Origin of the sequence: Streptomyces sp. NPDC012827 (genome assembly GCF_042900905.1) — a bacterium.
In the GTDB taxonomy this organism is placed as follows: Bacteria; Actinomycetota; Actinomycetes; order Streptomycetales; family Streptomycetaceae; genus Streptomyces; species Streptomyces gulbargensis.
Map to the genome: position 1 here is coordinate 95,228 of NZ_JBIBBY010000013.1, position 22,254 is coordinate 117,481.

Genomic DNA, 22,254 nt, shown 5'->3' on the forward strand with positions numbered 1-22,254 from the left:
CGCCGGGTCCTTCCGGGTGCCGCGTGCGAGGGCGGAAGAGGTGCGCGGCCGAAGGCCGCGTCGTACGGCGACGCCCCGGGCGGGTGCCCGCGTGTGCCTCGGAGGCGGTGGCCGAGGGGGCCGCTCGGCGCAATGCGCGTGCATCCGCGGGCGAGGGCGGTACGGAATGACTCGTGACCCTCACCCGCCATGCCACCGGCCCAGGGAGTTCCGATGCGCGCACAGGACCCGCTCGACCCTCTCGTTCCCTCCGTTCCTCCGGATCCGGCCGCTCCCGGCAGCCCGGTCGATCCGGCCGCCGTCGACAGGGACGTGCCCGCCGCGGTGGAGGCCCGGCTCGGTGAGACGCTGGAGCGGCGCCTCCGGGAGGCCTGCGCCACCGACGCGGTCTTCGGGGCCGACCTCGCGGGCCGCGTGGCGCGTTTCGCGCTCGCGGGCGGGAGCCGCCTGCGGGCGGAGCTCCTCTGGTGGGCGGCCCGGGGCCACGACGACGGCGACGGCGCGTCGGGGGTGGCCGCGCGGGCCCTCGGGGCCGCGGCGGCGATGGAGCTGATCCAGACGTGCGCGCTGATCCACGACGACGTCATGGACGGATCGGCCCTGCGGCGGGGGCGTGCCGCACTGCACGTCGTCCTGGACGAGCAGTACGGGACCGGCGCGCGTGAGCTGCCCTGCGGCACCTTCGGCGGCGCGGCGGCCGTGCTGGCCGGCGACCTGGCCCTGGCGTGGGCCGACGACACGTTCGTGGAGTGCCTGGAGGGGGCGCGGGCGGCCGAAGGCGCGTACGCGATCTGGCGCGCGATGCGCACGGAGATGGTGGCGGGCCAATACCTCGACCTCCGGGCCCAGGCAACCGGCACCGGGTCGGCCGGGCAGGCGGTCCGCACCGCGGCCCTGAAGACGGCCTCGTACACCGTGGAGCATCCGCTGGCGCTGGGAGCGACGCTCGCGGGCGCGCCGCAGCGCACCGTCCGCCGGCTGCGCGAGGCGGGACGGTCGGCGGGGCTCGCCTTCCAGCTCCACGACGACCTGCGGGGGACGTTCGGGGATCCGGCGGTGATCGGGAAGCCGGTCGGCGAGGACCTCCGTGAGGGCAGGGCGACGTACGTCCTGGCCGTCGCGCGCGAGCGGTGCGAACGGGCCGGGGACGCCACGGGCCTGCGGCTCCTGGACAGGGCGGTGGGGCCAGCCGGGGCCGGTGGGCGCGAGGTGGACCGGCTGCTCGACCTGCTGGTGGCGTGCGGGGCGCGCGACGAGGTGGCCCGGCGCGTCGGGGAGCTGTGCCACCGGGGCACCGAGGCGGTCCGGGAGGCCGGGCTCGCACCGGAGGCCGCCGACCGGATCGTGACGCTGCTGCGCGGCGCCTGCGGACCGGACGGCGTCGCGCCCGCCTCCCGCCCGCAGGACACCGCGCGGGAGGCCGGCGGACCGGTGCTGATCGGAGGAGGCCGTTGAGGAGCGTGACCGGTCCGACGGACCACGTCGTGGTGGTGGGCGCCGGTCTCGCGGGGCTGGCGGCCGCGCTGCATCTCACGGGCGCCGGGCGGCGGGTGACCGTCGTGGAGCGCGAGGCGCTTCCCGGCGGGCGGGCCGGGCGCCTGGATCTCGCGGGCTACCGGGTGGACACCGGGCCGACCGTGCTCACCATGCCGGAGATCCTCGACGAGGCGTTCCACGCCGTGGGCGACTCCCTGCGCGAGCGGCTCGATCTGATTCCGCTGCGGCCGGCCTACCGGGCGCTGTTCGCCGACGGTTCCCGGCTCGACGTCCACACGGACGGCGCCGCCATGGAGGAGGAGATCACCGCCTTCGCCGGCGCGCGGGAGGCCCTCGGGTACCGCCGGCTGCGCGGGTGGCTGGAGCGGCTCCACGCCGTGCAGATGCGGCGCTTCATCGACGCCAACTTCGACTCCCCCGCCCAGCTGCTGTGCCCCGAGCTGGCACGGCTGGCCGCGCTCGGCGGGTTCGGCCGCCTCGACCGGGCGATCGGCCGGTTCCTGCGGGACGAGCGGCTCCGCCGGGTCTTCACCTTCCAGTCGCTGTACGCCGGGGTGGCGCCGTCGCGCGCGCTGGCCGCCTACGCCGTGATCGCGTACATGGACACGGTGGCCGGGGTGTACTTCCCCCGGGGCGGAATGCACGCCGTGCCGGAGGCGATGGCGCGGGCGGCGGAGCGGGCGGGGGCGGTGCTCCGGTTCGGGGAGCCGGTCCTGAGGCTGGAGCGGGCGGGGAGCCGGGTGACGGCGGTGGTCACCGACCGGGACCGCATCCCGTGCGACGCGGTGGTCCTCACCCCCGACCTGCCGGTCTCCTACCGGCTGCTGGGCGGCGCGCCCCGGCGGGCCGTACGCCTGCGGCACGCGCCCAGCGCGGTGGTGCTCCATGTGGGGACGGACCGTACGTGGCCGCGACTGGGCCACCACACCCTGTCGTTCGGGGCGGCGTGGGAGGACACCTTCGACGAACTGATCGGCTCCGGGCGGCTGATGAGCGATCCGTCCCTGCTGATCACCAGGCCGACCGCCACCGATCCGTCGCTCGCCCCGCCGGGGCGGCACCTGCACTACGTCCTGGCGCCGTGTCCCAACACCGAGACCGGGCCGGGCGTGGCGCACTGGGGCGAGCTCGGCCCCCGCTACCGCGACGGGCTGGTGCGTGAGCTGGAGCGGCGGGGGCTGGCGGGCCTCGGGGCGTCGATCGAGGCGGAGAGCCTGGTGACACCGGCGCAGTGGTCGGCGCTCGGCCATGCGGCCGGGACGCCGTTCTCGGCGGCGCACACCTTCGCGCAGACCGGCCCGTTCCGTCCGCGGAACCTCGTCCGGGGGACGGAGAACGCCGTCCTCGCGGGCTGCGGCACCACCCCGGGCGTGGGGGTGCCGACGGTGCTGCTCTCGGGGAAGCTCGCGGCCGCCCGGGTCACCGGCGGCGCACGTCCGCGCCGGTCCGTCCGGCCATCCGGGGCCGCCGCGGCGCCGGCCGCCGCACGGGGCGAGGGGCGGACGGCGTGACGGCCCGGGAACTGGACGCCGCCGGCATCACCGACCCGTCGCTGCGCGCGGCGTACGCGGTCTGCCGGCGCCTCAACGCCCGCCACGGGCGCACGTACTTCCTCGCGACCCGGCTGCTGCCCGCCGACCGGCGCGCGGCCGTGCACGCCCTGTACGGCTTCGCGCGGTACGCCGACGACATCGTCGACGACCTGGGCACGGGGGCCACACCCGGCGAGCGCGGCGAGGCGCTGAGCGCCCTCGAGCGGCAGTGGAGGCGGGCCGTGCGGGGCGAGCGGGTTCCGGAGCCGGTGGTGCGGGCGGCGGCGGACACCCGGGCGCGGTACGGCATCGGCGCGCACCACTTCGCCGACTTCCTCGCCTCGATGCGCAGCGACCTGACGGTCGGTGGCTACGCCACGTACGCCGATCTACGGGCCTACATGCACGGTTCGGCCGCCGTCATCGGGCTGCAGATGGTGCCGGTGCTCGGCACGGTGGGGCCGCGGGCGGAGGCGGAGCCGTACGCGGCGGACCTCGGCGTGGCCTTCCAGCTGACGAACTTCCTCAGGGACGTCGGCGAGGACCTCGACCGGGGGCGGGTCTATCTGCCCGCCGATCTGCTGGCGGCCCACGGGGTCGACCGGGACCTGCTGCTGTGGAGCCGGCTGACCGGCTGCCGGGACGCCCGGATCACCTCGGCGCTGCGGGCCGCCGCGGCGCTGACGCGGGAGGTCTACCGGGCGGCGGAACCGGGGATCGCCCGGCTGGACCCGGTCTCGGCGCCCTGTGTGCGTACGGCGTTCGTGCTGTACGGCGACATCCTCGGCGCGATCGAACGGGACGGGTACGCGGTGGTCCACCGGCGGTCCGCCGTGGGCCGCCGGCGCCGGGCGGCGGTGGCCCTGCGGGGCCTGGCCGGCGCCCTCGCGGCGCGGCACGGGCCCCGCCCGGCCGCGCGCGGCGGTCGCCCCCTGCCGGCGGCCCGGCGGACGGACACACGGCCGGGTGAGGGTCCGGCCGCCACGGGAGGAGGCGCCGGCGCGACCGGGCGCCGGGGAGAGGAGACGCGGTGAGCACGCAAGACCGGACGGGCCGGCGGAGGGTGATCCCGCTCCGGCTGCGCCGGAACGCCGTCGCCTGGGAGCGTCAGCGCCCGACCTGGCGGGAGGCGCGGCCGGCGCTGATCGCGGAGGCCCTGGAGCGGGCCCGGGCGCGCCCGACGGGCAACTGGTTCGTCGTCGGGGCGGCGCGGGACCTGACCGCACGGCGGCCGCTGGGGCGCACCGTGGCGGGTACCGAGATCGTGCTGTGGCGCGGCGAGGACGGCCGGCCCCACGCGGGTCCCGGGGCGTGCCCGCACCTGGGGGCGCCGCTCAAGGACGCGGCCGTCCGGTGCGGGCGGCTCATCTGCCACTGGCACGGGCTCGACCTGGACGGCGGCCCGTTCGCGGGCTGGTCGCCGTGGCCGGTGCACGACGACGGGGTGCTGCTGTGGGTGCGGCTGGACCGGGTGGGCGGGGAGCCGCCCACCGCGCGGCCCGCCGTCCCGGCACGACCGGCCCGGGGCGCGTCGCTCGCCGCCGTGTACACGGGGACGGGCGCCTGCGAGCCGGAGGACGTCGTGGCGAACCGCCTCGATCCGTGGCACGGCGCCTGGCTCCACCCGTACTCCTTCGTGGACCTGGCCGTCCGGGACGTACCGGACGGCGCTCCGCCGGACGACGAGAAGGACGTCCTCGTGGTGGACGTGTCGTTCAAGGTGGCCGGGCGGATCGTCGTCCCCGTACGCGCCGCGTTCCACGCGCCCGACGCGCGGACGGTCGTCATGCGGATCGTCGAGGGCGAGGGGACGGGCTCGGTGGTGGAGACCCATGCGACGCCGTTGACGCCGGCGGGTGCCGGGCGCCCGCGTACGGCCGTGGTCGAGGCGGTCGTGGCCGGCTCGGACCGGCGGGGCTTCGCGGTGGCACGCGCGCTCGCTCCCCTGCTGCGTCCCGCCGTGCGGGCCACGGCGGGACGCCTCTGGCGTGACGACCTCGCGTACGCGGAGCGGCGGCACCGGCTGCGGGCGGAGGGGCGGTTCCCGGGCTGACGGACGGTCAGGGGCCGAGGGGCGGCCCCCGGCCGGCGGGACGGTCCCGGGCCGGCGGGGAGCGGCGCCGGCGGCCGGGCCTTCCGCAGGCGGCCGCCGGTCGGACCTGACGTGTCGTCAGGTCACGCCGAAGTGGCGGGCGAGGAGCCGCAGGGGGGCCGAGCGGCCGTGGCGGGGGACGGTCCACAGGGTCTGGCCGCCGAGGCCCCAGCGGCGCAGATGGGCGTTGGCCGCGAGGAAGCCGGTGGTCGCGGCCCGTTCCATGAGGGCCACCGGGAGGCCGGTGCGGACCAGGTCGCCGGCGACGGTGACGGTGGGGTCCGGTGTTTCGACGGTGGGCCGGTCGGTGTGCGTGCCCACGGCGAACAGCGGGCAGTCCCGGCGCCATTCGACCCGCTGGTCGACGATCCGCGCGGTCGCCGTCTCCGGGTGGACGCGGTGCAGCTGGGCGACGAGCTGGCGCGCGAGGGCGTGCGGACGCGCGGCCGGGTCGGCGGCGTAGGCGTGGAGTTCGAGGACGGCGCCTCCGGTCTTGCGGGCCCAGCGGGCGGCCTCGCCCTCGAACACGTTCAGCACCGTGATGTTGTCCAGCGGCCCGTAGCCGCTGGTGCCGAGGAAGCCGGGGCGGTGCGGGGCTACCGGGCGGTCGAGCCAGACCCGGGTCACGAGGAAGGGCGGGGCGACGCGGAGCCTGCCGACCCGGGCCCGCCACGCGGAGTCGCACAGGTTCGGGGAGGCGGCGGTGAGCGCCTGGAGACCCGCCGTGTCGAGGGCGAGCACCACCGCGTCCGTGTGCTCGGTGCCGTCCGCCGTGTGGACGAGGTGGCCGCCGTCCGGACGCGGTTCGAGGCCCTGCACGGGGGTGCCGGTGCGGACGGCGGCGCCGTGGGTGCCGAGGTAGCGGGCGAGCGGGTCCCACAGGGCCTGGGGGTAGGGCTCGTCGGGCACGTCGAAGAGGAGGCCTTCGGAGGAGCCGAGGAAGTAGATGTGGAACATGAGGGCGAGTTCGGCGGCGGACAGCTCGCCCGGGTCGGCGAAGAAGCTGCGGGAGAAGACCTCGAAGGCGAGGTGCCGGGCCGCCTCGGGGAAGCGGACGCGGTCGAGCAGTTCGCGGGCGCTGATGCCGTCGTATCGCCGGTAGACCTCGGGGACGCGGACGTCCAGGAGCGGCAGTGCGGCGCGCGGGTTCATCCGGGCGAGGTCCCGGGCGCCGAAGCTCGGGCTGAGGAGGGCGAACCCGAGGGCGCTCCAGGGCGGTGTCCGGGGGACGCGGGCGAAGCTGTCGTACGTCCCCGAGCCGTGCCGCAGCGGGTAGTCGGGCAGCGGGCGGAGGCGGTCGAGGCCCGGGTCGACGCGCCGGAGCAGTCCCCGCAGGTTGTAGTACTGGCGGAAGAAGGCGTGGAAGCCGCGGCTCATGGTGACGGTCGATCCGTCCGCGAGGTCGGTGGGCCATCCGGCCAGGCGGCCTCCGAGCGCCGGCTCGCGTTCGTAGAGCGTGACGCGGACACCGCGTTCGGCGAGGGCCGTGGCGGCGGCGAGACCGGCGATGCCGCCGCCGACGACCGCGCAGCGGGCGGTCCCGCGCGCGCCCGTGCGGCGGGGCGGCGGCGCGGGCAGGACGACGGCCTTGCGGTCGCGGCCGCGGCGCGCGGCCGGGAGGGGCTCGTGGCGGGTCATCGGGACTCCTCGGTGTCGGTCAGCGGCGGCGGGTGAGCAGGGGCAGCTCGGCGGCGGTGCGCAGCATGGTGAGGACGGGCGTGCGCAGTCCGATGGCGAACTCCTCGGCGGGGCGCGTCGTGCCGTCGAGGAAGCGGAGCAGGCGGGCACTCGGTACGTCGCGGAAGAGGCGGGTGAAGAACGCCGGGCCGTCGATGCGTCCGGTGTCGAGGCCCCTGAGGAGGACGGCGTCCATGGCGAGGGCCCGTGCCGGGTGGGCCGGCGGGGGTACGGGCGGGCCGCCGGTGTGCAGGGCGTGGGCCACGGCTCGGCTCTGGCGCTGGATCGCGGCGAAGGCGTAGCCGGTGGAGGGGCGGACGGCTCCGCCCGCCGCGCCGATCCGGAAGACGTGCCGGCCGGCGCGGCGTTCGTGGCGGCCGTCGGTCATGGGGATGACGCCCTGTTCGGTGGCCGTCACCCGGAAGGCGCCGAGGCCGAGGACGTGGCCGGTGTAGTGGCGGAGGGCGTCGTCGTAGGCCTGGCGGGTGAGGGGGGCGCGGCCGAATTCGGTGTACTCGACGAGGGCCTCGTACCGGCTGGTGGGCAGTACGTACCCGAAGGAGAGTCCGTGCCGTGGCTGGGGGGTGCGGAAGTCCATGAGCTCGACGGTGCCGGGGGTGAGGACCGGGTGCTCGCACCGGACGAACCAGCCGCGGAAGTGCTGGCGCAGCGAGACGCGCGCGGCGGGGGGCGTGGCGGGCGGCCGGGAGTCGTAGACCCAGCGGGCCCGGAGCGTGAAGGTGGCGCCGTCGGCGGTGCGGCAGCTCACCTCGGCGCCGTCCGGACGGTCGGTGACGGCCTCGACGACGGCTTCCACCCGGCGCAGCCCCGTCAGGCGGGGTGCCAGGCCCCGTTCGAAGGCATCGGAGCGGAGCATCTTGTAGGTGAGCCCGCCGAGGTCGTGGGTCCGGCCGTCGCCCCCTGGGGCACGGACCCGCACCCTGCGCCAGCGCGCGGTGAGGAGCGGGTCGTAGTCGCCCGGGCCGGACTCCCAGTAGCACCAGGTGCGTTCGGGTGGACGGAGGCGGCCTGGCGGCGGGGTGACGAGGACGACGTCCGGGGCGCGGACACCGGGCGGCGGAGCGAGCAGCCGCCACGCGAACGAGAGACCGGCGGCTCCGGCGCCGACGATGACGATGTCGCTGGTGTCCCTCATGGTCTGCGGTGCTCTCCTTCGGGCCGGCGACCGGCCGCCGGTTCGGCGGGGCCGCCGCCGCGGGGTGCGGCCTGTGCGTCTCACCTTCTCGCGCGGGCCCGCCTCCGGATGCGGTCCGGGTCCGGCCACGCCGTACGGGTCGCCGGTCAGGGCGAACCTGCCGGACTCGGTCCGGCGCGCCGGGCGGGCGGAAGGGGGGCGACCGTCGGGTTCCGGGCGGGGTTCTGACACCACTCCCCCCGCTCCCCCGCGCGAGGGTGGCGGGCGGCACCTGCTCCGGCCTCCGCCTCGGCCCGCATGCGCCGGCGTGCGCTCCTCATCGTCCTGCTCGCGATGCGGCCGACCCTCACCTTCGACGGTCCTGCGCTCGCCCACCCGCGCACAACGCTTACAGCGAGCGCTCCTCGCGGGGGCACGACCGCTCACGACGGCTGTGGCCACTGGTCCGGTGATGCGCCCGGTGCCAGGATGGCGAGGACACGGGCGAGGGCGGCCGTGAGGGAATCAGCGTGATCCGGCAGCTGGAGAGAGGCCCAGGCGGCGGCCGAAACGAGGAAACCGGACAGATCGCGCTCGACGCCGGCGAGCAGAGGGCGCAGATCCGTGACGGGGAACTCGATCACAGGGCTGTCGCTGCGTTCGGCATCGACGGTGAGCCGAAGGGTGTCCCCGAGGCGCTCCGCCAGCGGGGACACGGGCTCGTGCCCGAAGCCGAGCGCGCCGTCTGCTTCGGCGAGCCGGTACCAGGCGCGCCAGTCCTCAAGCCCGTCACAGCAGCCGGGAAGAAAGGTGACGCCCGTCGTCGTGTCCGTAACGCGCAGGCCTCCGGCTGCGAAGAGAGGGTCACAGGTGAGGAGTCCCCGCAGGAACGACTCCACCGCACCGGCCCGAAGCAGTGGCAGCTCGTCAGGGTCCATGTCGTTGCACGCGGCGATGCGCATGACCGCGGACCCGACCTCGGGCGACGAGAGCGCGCCGCCGAGCGCCAGGAACGTGAACGGTTCCCGGTCGGCGACGGGCCAGAGGTCGAAACCGTCAGGGGTGTACATCTCCAGGACGGGGCGCACCACGATCATCGGCACAGTGTTCCGCACGGTCCATCTGGAGCGCCTCTTCTTATCCCTTGCCGGAGTCACGTACCGGTGAGACCGAGCACCCCGCCCGCACGCACCCCTCGCCGCCCGTGTGGCCCGGCGGCGGGGGTGCGTGGCGGCGGGTCACCACTCCGGCATCAGAGGGGTGCTCGACGCGTGGCGTCGCCAGGCGTCGGTGATGCGGGTGAGGCGGGCGGGGGCGGCGATGCCGCGGACCGTGGCGATCCTGCCGGCCGCGAGGTCGAACGTCACGGTGCCCATGACACGGTCGCCGAGGACGAACAGAAGGGCCGGGCCGCCGTTGACGGTGGCGTAGTGGACGGCGGGGGTGCCGCCGGCGAGTCGGCGCTTGGCGTGGGTGGGCTTGAAGCCGGCCCGCGCGACGGCGGCGATGCGCCGGGCCGTGTCGTACCGCAGCAGCGTCCTGGACAGACCGGCACCGTCGGAGAGCGCCGTCGCGTCGTCGGTGAGCAGGGCGACGAGCCGCTCGGTCCGGCCGGAGGTCGCGGCTTCGAGGAATTCCTCGACGACCCGGCGGGCCGACGCCGGATCGACCTCGCCGCCGGAGCGGCGGGTGGCGGTGACGCGGCGCCGCGCCCGGTGGAGGTGCTGCTGGCTGGCGGACTCGGTGAGGTCGAGGATCTCCGCGATCTCGGCATGGCTGTAGGAGAACGCTTCCCGCAGCACGTAGACGGCCCGTTCGAAGGGTGACAGGCGCTCCATGAGCATCAGAACGGCCAGGGAGACCGACTCCCGCTGCTCGGCGGTGTCGGCCGGGCCGAGCATCGGGTCGCCGTCCAGGAGCGGTTCGGGCAGCCAGGCGCCGGCGGTCCGCTCCCGGCGGGAGCGTGCCGAGCGGAGGCGGTCGAGGCACAGGTTGGTGACGACCTTGGTCAGCCAGGCTTCCGGGACCCTGATCCGCTGCCGGTCGGCGGCCTGCCACTGCAGGAACGCGTCCTGCACGGCGTCCTCGGCATCGGTGGCCGAGCCGAGGAGCCGGTAGGCCAGGGCGGCCAGCCGGTTCCGGTCGGCCTCGAACCGGTCGGTGTCGAAGCGGTCCGCGGTGGTTTCCACGCGCCTCACCCTAGGCGACCGTCGTCCCGGTGCTCAGGCCCCGGGCGACGGTCACCCGGTGCCTGCGCGTGGGCAGACCGAAGGTCGGGTGCGAGGTGGCCCACAGCGACATCGCGAGGATGCCCGCCTTGATCCGCGCGGCCTTCCGCCCGCCCAGGTACGACGGTTCGGCCCGGCCGTCGCGGTCCACCCTCTGGAGGATGCCGTCGCGCCTCCCGAGGCTGATGTGGTTCCCCACGTACTCCAGCCTGGTACGGGCGACCTCACGGCCGGTCAGCTCTCCGACGATCGCGTTCACGGCCTGACGGCCGGTGAAGCCGGCCGTGGCGCAGGACATCGGCAGCGGCAGGCCGTTGTCACCGGTGGCGTGGGCGCTGTCGCCCACCGCGTAGACCTCCGGATGCGACACGGACCGCATGGTGCGGTCGACGAGGATCCTGCCGTCCCGGGTGACGGCCAGCCCGCCGGCGGCGGCGAGGGGCTGGACGGCAAAGCCGGCCGCCCACACGGCGACGTCGGAGGCGAGGGCCGTGCCGTCGGCGCACCGCGCCCCCGTCGCCTCGACCGCCGAGACGGTGGTGTGTTCGAGGACGGTGACGCCCAGGCGGTCGCAGGCCCGGCGCAGGTGGTGGCGGGCTCCTGCGGACAGCCGGGCGCCCAGCTCACCCCGGGCGACGAGGGAGACGGACAGCCCGGGCCGGGATTCGGCGATCTCGGTGGCCGTCTCGATGCCCGTCAGCCCGTCGCCGACGACCAGAACCCTGCCGCCGTCGCCCTGCCCGGTCAGGGTGTCCAGGCGTGCGCGGAGGCGCAGGGCGGAGGGCCGGGCGGCGACGTCGAAGGCGTGCTCGGCGACGCCGGGGACGCCCCCGCCGTCGCCGTGGCTGCCGAGCGCGTGGACCAGCGTGTCGTAGGGGAGCTCGCCGCCGCCGTCCGCGTCGGCCACGGCCACGGCCCGGCGGTCGGGGTCGACGGCGGTGACGCGGCCCAGGCGCAGCCGTATCCCCGTGCCGGCGAAGACCTCGGTGAGCCGGGGGGCGTCGATCGACCGGCCGGCGGCGAGTTGGTGCAGCCGCAGGCGCTGCACGAAGTCGGGCTCGGCGTTGACGACGGTGATCTCGGTGTCCGCCGGGGACAGCCGGCGGGCGAGGTTGCCGGCCACGTGTGCCCCTGCGTAGCCGGCGCCGAGGACGACGATGCGGTGCTTCATGGTTGCTCCTGTCGGTCGGTCGATGTGTCGGTCGGTGGCCCGTCGGTGCGGGTCCCATCGGTTGAGCGGGACAGCGTGCCGATTCCTGACAGAAGGCGCCTGTGATGCGGGTCACAGATGTCCGGACGACGGAGGGGCACGGCCGCGGTGGGTTGTGCCGAAGGTGGGGGCGGGCCGTGGCGGGCGGCCCGGGCCGGGGGCCAGGATGCCCGGTATGAAAACAGCCGCGGCCCTCTCCTCTTCTCCGGCGGCTCGCTCCGCGCCCGTGGTCTTCGGGGCGGGTGCCGCCGTCGGGGTTCTGGGCGGGATGATCGGGCTGGGCGGCGCCGAGTTCCGCCTGCCGCTGCTCATGGGGTTCTTCGGCTTCGCGGCGCTCGCGGCCGTCATCCTGAACAAGGCGATGAGCCTGGTCGTCGTTCTGGTCGCCCTGCCGGCGCGGCTGGTGGCGGTGCCCGCCTCCGAGATCGCCGGTCGCTGGCCCGTCGCGGTCAACCTCTTGGCGGGCAGCCTCCTCGGCGCCTGGGCGGGGGCGGCGTGGGCGGTCCGGATGCGCGGGAGCACGCTCTCCAAGGTGCTGGCCGCCCTGATGGTGCTCATGGGGGCGGCCCTGGTGGCCGGCCACACCGCCACCGTGGGCGCGCTCGCCCTGCCGCTGTGGGCCCAGGTGCCCCTGGGGGTGGTGGCGGGGTTCGGCATCGGGGTCGTCGCCGCGATCATGGGCGTGGCCGGCGGTGAGCTGCTGATCCCGACGATCGTGCTGCTGTTCGGGGACGACATCAAGACGGCCGGGAGCCTGTCGCTGCTGGTGTCGCTGCCCACGATGCTGGTCGCGTTCGCCCGTTACAGCCGCGACGGCAGCTTCGGTGTGCTGCGCGCGCAGGCACGCCTCGCCGCGGTGATGGCGGCGGGCTCGGTGGCGGGGGCGGTGGCCGGCGGGCTGCTGGTCGGCGTGTTCCCCGACGCCGTACTCATCCCCGCGCTGGCGCTGGTCCTGCTCGCCTCCGCGGTGAAACTGGCGCGACACCACTGACCGCGCGGCCGTACGCGGCCACGCGGTCCCTGGGGCCCTGCCTTCCCCGGCGCGACCCGGCGGTCCGGCGTCCCTCGGTGGCGGTGTGCGGCGGCGACGAGCGGACCGCCGTCCTCAAGGCGTACACGCGGTTCCGGCTGCGCCTCACGCCGGGACCCCCTGGTGGGGCAGGTGAGGCCGAGGGGACGGGTGGGGCGTGTGGGGTGGCGGGTTAGCCTCGGAGCATGGCTTCACCGTCCTCCGCACGCGGCGCCGTCCGGCCGCTGCCCCTTCCCGAGATCACCCGCACCGAGTGCCGGAGGTGCGGTGCGCTCATCAAGGGGCTGAACCACCGGTACGCCTGTACGAGCTGCGGGTGGGTCAACCCTTCCGGCGAAGGGAGCAGGCCGCTTCCGGTGGTGGACCCCTGGCCGGTGGACGAGCGGCCCCGCACCCGCTGAGGCCCGCCCGTCGCCCCGACGGCGGGCACCCACATGGCGGGCGCGTCCGGAGACATCCGGCCACGCGCCCCGTGCGCCGGGGTACGTGCGGGCGGCCTGTACTCCCCTGCACGCCTGACACACCACCCCCCGCGCCGGGCGCACCTCTCGGTGGGACCCGGCGGCCGTGCGCTCGTCGGTACAGGTGAATCCGGGCCGGTGGGCGTTGGTATGCCAATGTCATCGGGCACGACTCCCCCCAGCGGTTCTCACCGTTGAGAGGGACACGGATGACGAGTCAGGCCACCGAAGTCGAGCTGGAGGATCTCCTCCACCGAGCGCTGCGCGCAGCGGAGAGCGACGCGCGCTGGGCGGTGCGTTCGGAGGGGATGTGGTGCCACGCCGTGCCCCGGGACGGGGCCCAGCGCGAGCAGGGCTGGAAGTTGCACGTGTCCGCGACGGTCGCCTCGGCGCCCGCGGTCCTCGCGAAGGCACTGGACGTGCTGGTGCGCGGTGACTCCGCCTTCAAGTTCGCCCGGTCGCTGGACCAGGTGCGGGTGCTCAACTCGCGGGGCGCTCCCCGCGGCAGCTCGGGCAAGGTCGTCACCGTCTATCCGTCGTCCGACGAGGAGGCGGTACGGCTCGCCCAGGAGCTGCACCGCGCCACCGAGGGACTCGACGGGCCCCGGATCATGTCCGACCAGCCGTACGCGGCCCACAGCCTGGTGCACTACCGCTACGGCGCCTTCGTCGGCAGGCGGCGGCTGTCCCAGGACGGGCTGCTGATCTGGTACTTCCTCGATCCCGACGGCAATCCCGTGGAGGACCGGCGGACGGGTCAGTACGAGCCGCCGTCCTGGGCCGAGTGTCCGTTCCCCGCCTCCGTGCCCGCGCCGCCGCGCCCGGCGCAGGCGCCCGCGAAACCGGTGGTGATCGGCGGCCGCTTCGCGGTGCGGGAGGCGATCCGGCACACCAACAAGGGCGGGGTGTACCGGGGTACCGACGTCCGTACGGGCGAGCCGGTGGTCATCAAGGAGGCCCGGCCGCATGTGGACACCGACGACACCGGCCGGGACGTCCGCGACTGGCTGCGGGCCGAGGCGCGGACGCTGGAGAAGCTGAAGGGGCTGGGGCTCGCCCCGGAGCCGCTGACGCAGTTCGAGCACGGCGGGCACCTGTTCCTGGCACTGGAGGAGATTCCGGGCGTCGCGCTGCGCAACTGGGTCGCCGAGCACTTCCGGGACGTCGGGAGCGAGCGGTACCGCGCCGAGGCGCTCGCCCTGGCCCGGCGCCTGGTGGACCTGGTGGCGGCGGCCCACGCGCACGGCTGTGTGCTGCGGGACCTGACGCCGGGCAACATCATGGTCCTGCCGGACGGTGAACTGCGCCTGATCGACCTGGAGCTCGCCGTCCTGGCGGACGACGACGCCCTGCCGACCCGGCTGGGCACGCCGGGGTTCAGCGCGCCGGAACGGCTGGCCGACGCCCCCGTCTCCCCCACGGCCGACTACTACAGTCTCGGCGCCACCCTCTGCTTCGTCCTCGCGGGCAAGGTGCCGCAGCTGCTGCCCGAAAAGCCCGCGGGCCGCCCCGACGAGGAGCGTCTCGCCGCGTGGCTGGACGCCTGCGCGGCCCCGCTGGAGCTGCCGCCCGCGCTGGCCGAGGTGATCCTCGGCCTGATGCGGGACGACCCGGCCGAGCGCTGGGACCCGGCGCGGGCGCGCACCGCCCTGCGGGCCGCCTCCCCCGTACGGCCGGTGGGCGACGCGGCCGGTCCCGCACGGGACGGCGAGGACGTCGAGGCGGCGGTGGCGGGGATCGTCGACCACCTGGTCGACTCCATGACCCCGCAGGACGACCAGCGGTTGTGGCCGGTGTCCACGACGGCCGGGGAGGCGGACCCCTGCACCGTGCAGCAGGGCGCGGCCGGCGTGCTGGCCGTCCTCACGCGGTACTTCGCGGTCACCGGCGACCCCCGGCTTCCGGAGCTGATCTCCACCGCGGGCCACTGGATGGTGCGCAGGACCGACACCCGTTCCGCACGTCCCGGTCTGCACTTCGGCGGGCGGGGAACGGCGTGGGCCCTGTACGAGGCGGGGCGGGCGGTCGACGACGCCCGGCTCGTCGAGCACGCCCTCGAACTCGCCCTGGCCCCGCAGCCGGTCACGCCCAGCCATGACATCACCCACGGCACGGCGGGCAGCGGGCTCGCCGCGGTCCACCTGTGGCACCGTACCGGTGACGCGCGCTTCGCCGAGCTGGCCGTCGAGGCGGCCGACCGGCTGGCCGCCGCCGCGCGGCGGGACGCCTCCGGGGTGAGCTGGGCGGTGCCCGCAGAGGCCGCGGCCCAGGAAGCGGGCAAGCGGTACCTGGGCTTCGCCCACGGCGCGGCGGGCATCGGCTGCTTCCTCCTCGCGGCTTCCGCCGTCTCGGGGCGCGAGGACCACCGGGAACTGGCCCTGGCGTCCGGCGAGCTCCTCGCCGCGAACGCCCTCCGGGTCGGCGAGGCCGCGCAGTGGCCCGCGCACTCCTCGGACGCGCCCACGGCGCCGTACTGGTGCCACGGCTCCGCCGGCATCGGCTCGTTCCTCCTCCGGCTGTGGCAGGCCACCGGGGACGACCGGTTCGGGGAACTCGCCCACCGTGCCACGTACGCGGTCACGGAGCAGGCCTCCCGGGCCGGCGGGGCCCAGTGCCACGGCCTGGCGGGCAACGGTGACTTCCTCCTCGACATGGCCGGCGCCACGGGCGAACCCGCCTACCGCGCCCGGGCGGAGGAGCTGGCCCGCCTGATCCTCGCCGAGGGGGCGTGGCGGCACGGCCATGTGGTCTTCCCCAACGAGTACGGGGACGTTTCGACCAGCTGGAGCGACGGATCGGCCGGAATCCTGGCCTTCCTGCTGCGTCTCCGGCACACCGAGCCCCGGCACTGGATGATCCAGTCGCCGGTCTGATCGGCGGGAAGTTCCTGCCGTAGTTTCAACGGAAAGGGAGAACCCCAATGGAGAACCGCGACCTCGAACTGCTGGCTGAGCTGCACGCCCTTCCGGAGACCGACCCGGTCGGCGTCGACGGGGAGCCGTTCGCCGGCACCTGTTCCTGCGTCGGCCTGCTGACGCTCCTGAACACCGTCTGCATCGGCATCACCTGCGCGTAACGCGCGCAGCGCCCCCCGTCCGGTGGCCGTCCCGGGACAGCCGCCGGACGGGGGGTCCGTCGGTTTCCGGCGTGGTCGCTCGCGACCGCGCCGGAAAGGTGCTTCCGGGCCGCCCGGTTCCCGCGCGGGCCCGGCCCGGACGACCGGCTCCACCGCGCACCCGGCCCGTGGACCACGGGGAGGATGCGGTGTCGTTCCGCCCGTGCGCCGGGCGGGGCGCGGGTGGGCACTCGTAGATGAGGAACAGACCCCATGCAGCTCCCCGCCGGTGACGACGACCCCACCCGCGCCGCACTGCTGACCACCGCCGTCATCAGCGCCCACCCCACGCCCCACACCTCCGGGACGGAGTACGCGATCAGCACGCGCGCGCTGGTCAAGAGCTACCCGGGCCCGGACGGGACCGTCGACGCCGTGCGCGAGCTGGACCTGGACGTGTTCCGGGGCGAGACCTTCGCCTTCCTGGGACCCAACGGGGCGGGGAAGTCGACCACCATCTCGCTGCTGTGCGCGCTGGCCCGGCCCACGTCGGGGCAGGCCGTGGTCGCCGGTGTCGACGTGACGGTACGCCCGCAGGAGGTCCGGCGGCGGGTCGGCATGGTGTTCCAGCGCAGCGCGCTGGACCCCGATCTGACGGCGGACCAGAACCTGCTGATCCACGCGCGGTTGTACGGTCTCGGGCGGCGCTGCGCCCGGCGCCGCGCGGGCGAGGTGCTCGACGCGGTGGGGCTGACCGACCGCCGGCGCTCGCCCGTACGCGCGCTGTCCGGCGGGATGCGGCGCCGCCTGGAGATCGCCCGGGGGCTCCTGCACTCCCCGGAGGTGCTGTTCCTCGACGAGCCGACGACCGGACTCGACCCGCACGCGCGCGCCCAGGTCTGGGACCATCTGCGCGCGCTGCGCGACCGGCACGGCAGCACCCTCTTCGTCACCACCCACTACCTGGAGGAGGCGGAGAACTGCGACCGGATCGCGATCATCGACCACGGCCGGCTCGTGGCCCAGGGCACGCCTTTCGCGCTCAAGAGCGCCGTCGGCGACGACAAGGTCCTTCTGCGCACCAGTGACGACACGACGGCCCGGCAGCTCGCGGGCATGATCGCTCCGCCGGACCGGCCCGTCACCGTGGACGCCGACGGTGTCCACCTGCGGCTGCCGGACGGCAGCACCTGGATCCCCCGCCTGTGCGGGGTCCTCGAGGAGCACGGCATCGCCGTGCGCGCCGCCTCCGCGACCCCTCCGACGCTCGACGACGTCTTCTTCCACCACACCGGCCGCAGCCTGCAGGCCACGGGCCAGCAGGGCCACCCACCCGCGGCGCCGCCCCGGCAGGGCACCGCGCCGGACTCCGGAGGCGCCCGATGACCACGGCGACCCTGCCCGTCCCCGGCGCCGCGCGCGGCGGCCGGCCGTCCCGGCCGCGGCACGAACTGCGGGCCGTGCACGCCCTGGTCCACCGGGACCTGCTGCGTCTGGCCGGACAGCCCGTCCACACGGCCCTGACGCTGCTGCACCCGCTGCTGTACCTCTTCGTTCTGGGCGGCGGACTGGCCACGCTGATCCCGCGGGCCTCGCTGGGGGTCGACTACCGGGTCTACCTCTTCCCCGGAATGCTCATGATGACGGTGCAGATGCCGGCCATCACGGTCGGGGTCCGTCTCATCACGGACCGGGAGAGCGGTTATCTGCGGGAGCTGCTGATGGCCCCGGTCCACCGGTCGACGCTGCTCCTCGGGAACTGTCTCGGCGGCACCCTGGTCGCCGCCGTCCAGGGCGCCCTGCTGCTGGGTCTGGCCGGCGCCGTCGGCCTGCCGTACGATCCGCCGCTCCTGCTGCTGCTCCTCGGCGGCATGCTCCTGTCCTCCTTCACCCTCACCGCCCTCGCGCTGGCCCTGGCCGTGACGCTCCGCAGGGCCGAGATGTTCCACATGCTGCTGGGGCTGGTGATGACGCCGCTGCTGTTCCTCTCCGGCGCGTTCTTCCCGCTCGACGCCATGCCGGGGTGGGCCCGGGTCCTCGCCGGCGTCAACCCGCTGGCGCACGGGGTGGACCTGCTGCGCCGCTGCATCGCCCTGCGGGTGCCGGACGGTGCCACGGCCGGCGGCATCGAGTGGTTCGGCCGGCAGCCTCCGCTGCTCCTCGAAGCGGGCCTTCTGTTCGCCGCGGGAGCACTGGCCCTCGGCTGGGCCGCCCACCGCTTCGGCCGCCCCGAGTGACGCGGCGCCGGTCGCCCCGCGGCGCACGGACACGAGCCGGCGGGCACCCGCTTCGCCCCTGAGGTGAGTACGCGTACTCACGCGCGGAGCCCTCGAGTTCCCCATGCTGGTGCGCGACCGCCATTCCGCCCCAGGGGGACATCCATGGACCAGGCCCTTCAGTTGCGTGTCGCGACTCCGCTCGATCTCGACTGGATCGGCGAGTTGCGTCACCGTGTCTACGCGGAGGAGCTCGGCCAGCATCCGGCGCACCCCTCGGGGAGGTTGCACGACGCGTCCCCCGAGGGGTACGGCGGCGGGCCGGACGATCCGGCCGTGCGGCTGGTCGTGGCGCGCGGTGCGACGAGGATCGGCTTCGTGACCGTCACACCGCCGTGGGCGGGCCGCTACGGGCTCGACCGGTACGTGAGCCGGGACGCGCTGCCGCTGCTGTCGGAGGACGGCCTCTTCGAGGTCCGGGTCCTCACGGTGGAGCCGGACCTGCGGTCGACGGTCGCCGCGCCCCTCCTGATGTACGCCGCGCTGCGCTGGATCGCGTCGCGCGGCGGCCGCCGGGTGGTGGCGATGGGCCGGACGGAGCTGCTCGGCATGTACGTCGCGGCCGGCCTGCGGCCGGTCGGCCGCACCATCCGTTGCGGCGACGTCACGTTCGAGGTGCTGACGGGCTCGGTGGCCGAGCTGACGGGGAACGTCCTGCGGCGGTACGGCACGGTCGTGGAGCGGCTGCGGTCGGCGGTGGACTGGCGGCTCGACGCGGACTTCGCGCCCCGGGCGGACGGCTGCGAGCACGGCGGTGCCTCCTTCGGTGCCATCGGGACGGACTTCCGGACGCTGGAGCGGCGCCACGAGGTGGTCGCGGCGGACGTGCTGGACGCCTGGTTCCCGCCGGCCCCCGGGGTGCGGGCGGTGCTCGCCGACGATCCTTCCTGGGCGGCGCGGACCTCTCCCCCGACCGCCGCCGACGGCCTGCTCGCCGAGATCGCCCGGGCCCGGGCGCTCCCGCCGGAGTCGCTGGTGGCGGGGGCCGGGTCCTCCGACCTGATCTTCCGGGCGTTCGGGCGGTGGCTGACGGCGCGGAGCCGGGTGCTGCTGCTCGATCCGAGCTACGGCGAGTACGCCCATGTCACCGAGCGGGTGATCGGCTGCCACGTGGACCGGCTCGCGCTGCGCCGCGAGGACGGCTGGCGGGTCGACCCCGGGCGCCTCGCGGCCGCCGTCCGGACGGGGCGGTACGACCTGGTGGTGGTGGTCAATCCGAACAACCCGACCGGGCGCCACGCGCCGTCGGCGGAGCTGCGGGCGGTGATCGAGGCGTCCCCGGCGGGCACCCGGTGGTGGATCGACGAGGCGTACCTGGGGTACGTGGATCCCGCGGACTCCCTGGCCCCCCTCGCCGCGGCCGACCGGCGGGTGACCGTCTGCACGTCGATGTCGAAGATGTTCGCCCTGTCGGGGGTCCGGGCGGCGTATCTCGTGGCGGAAGCGGAGACCGCGCGGGAGCTGCGCCGCTGGACCCCGCCCTGGGCGGTGAGCCTGCCCGCGCAGCTGGCCGCCGTGGCGGCGCTGCGCGATCCCGCCCACTACGCCGCCTGCTGGGAGCGGACCCATGTGCTGCGGGGGCGGCTGGCCGAGGACCTCCGCGCCCTCGGCGGTTTCACCGAGGTCGCGGAATCGGTGGCGAACTTCGTCACCGTGACGCTGCCGCACGCCGGGCCGAGCGCCGCGCGCCTGGTACGGGAGTGCCGGCGGTACGGCGTCCATCTGCGGGATCTGTCGCCGATGTCACCGGCGTACGAGGGGCGTACGGTCCGGATCGCGGTGCGCGACACGGAGGAGAACGCGCGGATCGTGGCCGCCTGCCGCGGCGCCCTCGACGCGCTGCGGCCGGCGGACGCGGCGCCGGCGGCGGCCGTGCCGGGCGGGCGGTCCGGCCGTTGACCGCCGTCGCGGACCTGGTGCCCTTCCTCGGCGGGGCGCTGGGGGCCGGGGGCGTGGCGGTCGCCGTGTCCCGGCGGCGGGAGCTCGTCCTGCGCTGGTGCGTGTGGGCGGTCGGCGTCCCTCTGCTGACGGGCGCGTTCTGGCTGGGGCCGGGCGGTGTCGCGGCCGTCGCCGTGCTCGTGGGGGTCGTGGCGGTCGTCGAGTACGGCGGTCTGCTCCGGCTGGTGCCGGTGGACCGTGCCGTGCTGGCCGCCTCCGTCGTCGCCCTGATCCTGGCGGTGTGGCTGGTGCCCGGTGAGCTGCCCCGGGTGGCGGGGGTCTGCGCGCTCGCGGTGGTCGGTGTGCCGCTGCTCGCGGGGGACGCCGACCACGGTCTGCGGCGGGCGGGTGCCGGTCTGCTGGGGCTGGTGTGGCTGGGGCTGCTCGCCGCGCTTGTGCCGCTCGGGGCGACGGGCCTCGCGCTGTTCGCGGCCGTGTCCGTCGCCGACATCGTGGCGTACGCGGCCGGTCCGCGCCTCGGTGGGCCACGGCTCTCCGCGTTGTCACCCGCCAAGCGCTGGAGCGGCACGGTCGCGGGGGCGGTCGCCGGGCTCGGGGCCCTGGCCGCCCTGTCGGCCTGGAGCCTTCCCCTGGTGATTGCCGTGGCCGTGGGCGGCCCGCTGGGCGACCTGTTCGAGTCGATGGTCAAGCGGGGTGCCGGCGCGAAGGACGCGGGCCGCTGGCTCGCCGGCTCCGGCGGCCTCCTGGACCGGATCGACTCGCTGCTCCTCGCGCTCGCCGTGCTGCTGGTGCTCCGCTGAGGATCCCCGTGCGGGGGCGGGCCCTGCGGCGGGCCCGCCCCCGGTTCCCGGAATGCTCAAGGGCGGTGGAACCGCACCTCCGGGTGGGCCGGGTCGGGCCCGTCGAGGAGGGGCTGGTCCTCGCCCCGCAGGTGCTCGTCGAAGAAGGCGGCGACGTAGGCGCGCGTGACGGACACCGCGCGGCCGGCCGGGAGGGGCCCGTCAGGGCTGCCGGCGTGGCGGAGGATCAGAGGCGCGTCGGAGAAGTCCAGATGGCCGGCGCCGTCGACGGTCAGCCAGTGCTTCTCACCGCGCACACCCGCCCAGGTGGCATCCCAGGACGTGTCCTCGCCGCCCGGCCGGTGGAACTCGTCGGTGCCGAGGAACAGGAACGGCCGGCCGCCGAGGCCGTCGGCGGGCGGCGCGTCCCAGAACGTGCCGTCCATGTTCACGCCCGCGTCGATCCGCCGGTCGGCGGCCATGGCGGGGACGGCGGCGGCACCGCCGACCGAGTGGCCGGCCATGCCGATGCGCGTCGGGTCGATGGCGGAGGCGTACCGCCAGGCGGGCCGGGGGCCGGTCAGCCGGTCCAGGAGGAACCGGGTGTCGGCGGCGCGGGCGCCGGTGACCAGATGGCCCTTGGTCCAGTCGTTCTCGTCCATGACGGTGCACGCGACGCAGGTCAGGGTGCGCCCGCCGGGAACCGTCGTCCCGGACGACTCGTAGGCGTGGTCGACGGAGGCGACGACGTAGCCGCGGGAGGCGAGGTCGGTGGCGAGAGCGGTCAGGGTGAAGCGCGGCATCCCGAAGCCGGGTGAGAGCACGACCAGCGGGTGCCGGCCGGGGGCGGGGCGCACGTCCGGCACGCTGTGCGTACGGGCCCGCGCCACCTGCCGTGTCACCACCGGGTCCTCGACCGGTACGCCCTTCAGGAGGAGCCGGGCCTCCTCCTGCGTGGCGTACGGGGCGGGCCGGCCGGGGTGGTGGCGGGCGGCGGGGTAGTGCAGGGTGACCATCAGTTCGCGGCCGTCCGCCTCGGGCACCCAGGGGTCGGTGCGGGAGCGGTCCACGAGGTGGAGGACCGAACGTCCCACGCCGTACGGCCCGGTGGGGGCCGGCAGGTTCAGGCGTGCGGCCGGCCGGTCGGGGGTGGTCGTGGCGGCGGGCGGAGGGGCCGGCGCGGCGGTTGCGGTGGTGGCGGCCGGTAACGTGACGGCGCAGGCGAGAAGGGCGGCGGCGGCCGCCCGGGTCAGCTTCCTCATGCCGGGGACGCTACGGGCCGGGCCGGGCGCCCCGCGTCCTCCCACGGTCGCAACCGGCGCCGGGTCCGTACATCCCGGGTCGGACGCGGATCACCGCCGGGTCAGGTCAGGACAGGTCAGG

18 protein-coding genes are annotated in these 22,254 nt (G+C 75.8%); 12 read left to right on the forward strand and 6 right to left on the reverse strand.

All coding sequences use genetic code 11. The features are described 5' to 3' along the window. Positions 1 to 213 precede the first annotated feature (213 nt). The 4 genes from ACFY60_RS26610 to ACFY60_RS26625 are packed head-to-tail and all read left to right on the forward strand — an operon-like array spanning position 214 to position 5,082. Positions 214 to 1,455 carry a polyprenyl synthetase family protein gene (locus tag ACFY60_RS26610; protein ID WP_388613742.1) on the forward strand — a complete coding sequence of 414 codons (1,242 nt, stop codon included), beginning with the start codon at positions 214 to 216 and terminating at the stop codon, positions 1,453 to 1,455. After that, positions 1,452 to 3,008, forward strand: a complete 1,557-nt coding sequence (gene crtI / locus ACFY60_RS26615) for a phytoene desaturase family protein (RefSeq protein WP_388613744.1) — start codon at positions 1,452 to 1,454, stop codon at positions 3,006 to 3,008. Before ACFY60_RS26610 ends, crtI begins: the two co-directional genes overlap by 4 nt. Beyond that, entirely contained in the window at positions 3,005 to 4,063 is a 1,059-nt protein-coding gene (locus tag ACFY60_RS26620; protein WP_388613747.1) for a phytoene/squalene synthase family protein, read from the forward strand. Before crtI ends, ACFY60_RS26620 begins: the two co-directional genes overlap by 4 nt. Beyond that, a complete protein-coding gene (locus ACFY60_RS26625) occupies positions 4,060 to 5,082 on the forward strand; it encodes a DUF5914 domain-containing protein (protein WP_388613748.1) in 1,023 nt (340 codons plus the stop codon). The genes ACFY60_RS26620 and ACFY60_RS26625 overlap by 4 nt, the downstream gene beginning before the upstream one ends. 117 nt (positions 5,083 to 5,199) lie before the next feature. On the opposite strand, the gene ACFY60_RS26630 is transcribed toward ACFY60_RS26625, so the two are convergent. The 5 genes from ACFY60_RS26630 to ACFY60_RS26650 all read right to left on the reverse strand — a co-directional run bounded on the left by ACFY60_RS26630 (position 5,200) and on the right by ACFY60_RS26650 (position 11,332). Continuing rightward, positions 5,200 to 6,759, reverse strand: coding sequence for an FAD-dependent oxidoreductase (locus ACFY60_RS26630; RefSeq protein ID WP_388613751.1), 1,560 nt, complete (start codon positions 6,757 to 6,759; stop codon positions 5,200 to 5,202). 19 nt (positions 6,760 to 6,778) lie between these two features. Continuing rightward, on the reverse strand, positions 6,779 to 7,954 hold the full coding sequence (locus tag ACFY60_RS26635; RefSeq protein ID WP_388613753.1) for a lycopene cyclase family protein: 1,176 nt from the start codon (positions 7,952 to 7,954) through the stop codon (positions 6,779 to 6,781). A 422-nt stretch (positions 7,955 to 8,376) separates the two neighbouring features. Beyond that, entirely contained in the window at positions 8,377 to 9,030 is a 654-nt protein-coding gene (locus ACFY60_RS26640; RefSeq protein ID WP_388613756.1) for a hypothetical protein, read from the reverse strand. A gap of 141 nt (positions 9,031 to 9,171) precedes the next feature. Further along, positions 9,172 to 10,122 carry a sigma-70 family RNA polymerase sigma factor gene (locus tag ACFY60_RS26645; RefSeq protein WP_388613759.1) on the reverse strand — a complete coding sequence of 317 codons (951 nt, stop codon included), beginning with the start codon at positions 10,120 to 10,122 and terminating at the stop codon, positions 9,172 to 9,174. Between the two features lie 10 nt (positions 10,123 to 10,132). After that, positions 10,133 to 11,332: an NAD(P)/FAD-dependent oxidoreductase gene (locus ACFY60_RS26650; RefSeq protein WP_388613760.1), complete on the reverse strand. Its 1,200-nt coding sequence runs from the start codon at positions 11,330 to 11,332 to the stop codon at positions 10,133 to 10,135. 214 nt (positions 11,333 to 11,546) lie between these two features. Here ACFY60_RS26650 and ACFY60_RS26655 point away from each other — a divergent pair, with 214 nt between their 5' ends. The 8 genes from ACFY60_RS26655 (at position 11,547) to ACFY60_RS26690 (ending at position 20,892) form a co-directional block, all read left to right on the forward strand. After that, positions 11,547 to 12,362, forward strand: a complete 816-nt coding sequence (locus ACFY60_RS26655; protein WP_388613763.1) for a TSUP family transporter — start codon at positions 11,547 to 11,549, stop codon at positions 12,360 to 12,362. Between the two features lie 224 nt (positions 12,363 to 12,586). After that, positions 12,587 to 12,802, forward strand: a complete 216-nt coding sequence (locus ACFY60_RS26660; protein ID WP_388613766.1) for a hypothetical protein — start codon at positions 12,587 to 12,589, stop codon at positions 12,800 to 12,802. A gap of 269 nt (positions 12,803 to 13,071) precedes the next feature. Beyond that, positions 13,072 to 15,735 carry a class IV lanthionine synthetase LanL gene (lanL, locus tag ACFY60_RS26665; protein WP_388613768.1) on the forward strand — a complete coding sequence of 888 codons (2,664 nt, stop codon included), beginning with the start codon at positions 13,072 to 13,074 and terminating at the stop codon, positions 15,733 to 15,735. Positions 15,736 to 15,782: 47 nt separating this feature from the next. After that, complete coding sequence (locus tag ACFY60_RS26670) at positions 15,783 to 15,938, forward strand: VenA family class IV lanthipeptide (protein ID WP_345277945.1); 156 nt, start codon at positions 15,783 to 15,785, stop codon at positions 15,936 to 15,938. 252 nt (positions 15,939 to 16,190) lie between these two features. Then, positions 16,191 to 17,303 (forward strand): ATP-binding cassette domain-containing protein, encoded by a 1,113-nt coding sequence (locus ACFY60_RS26675; RefSeq protein ID WP_388613771.1) that lies wholly within the window; start codon positions 16,191 to 16,193, stop codon positions 17,301 to 17,303. After that, positions 17,300 to 18,154, forward strand: a complete 855-nt coding sequence (locus ACFY60_RS26680; RefSeq protein WP_388613774.1) for an ABC transporter permease — start codon at positions 17,300 to 17,302, stop codon at positions 18,152 to 18,154. The genes ACFY60_RS26675 and ACFY60_RS26680 overlap by 4 nt, the downstream gene beginning before the upstream one ends. Before the next feature lie 144 nt (positions 18,155 to 18,298). After that, entirely contained in the window at positions 18,299 to 20,092 is a 1,794-nt protein-coding gene (locus ACFY60_RS26685) for an aminotransferase class I/II-fold pyridoxal phosphate-dependent enzyme (protein ID WP_388613777.1), read from the forward strand. Further along, complete coding sequence (locus tag ACFY60_RS26690; protein WP_388613779.1) at positions 20,089 to 20,892, forward strand: phosphatidate cytidylyltransferase; 804 nt, start codon at positions 20,089 to 20,091, stop codon at positions 20,890 to 20,892. Before ACFY60_RS26685 ends, ACFY60_RS26690 begins: the two co-directional genes overlap by 4 nt. A 56-nt stretch (positions 20,893 to 20,948) precedes the next feature. On the opposite strand, the gene ACFY60_RS26695 is transcribed toward ACFY60_RS26690, so the two are convergent. Next, complete coding sequence (locus ACFY60_RS26695) at positions 20,949 to 22,133, reverse strand: alpha/beta hydrolase family protein (protein WP_388613782.1); 1,185 nt, start codon at positions 22,131 to 22,133, stop codon at positions 20,949 to 20,951. Between the last annotated feature and the right edge of the window lie 121 nt (positions 22,134 to 22,254).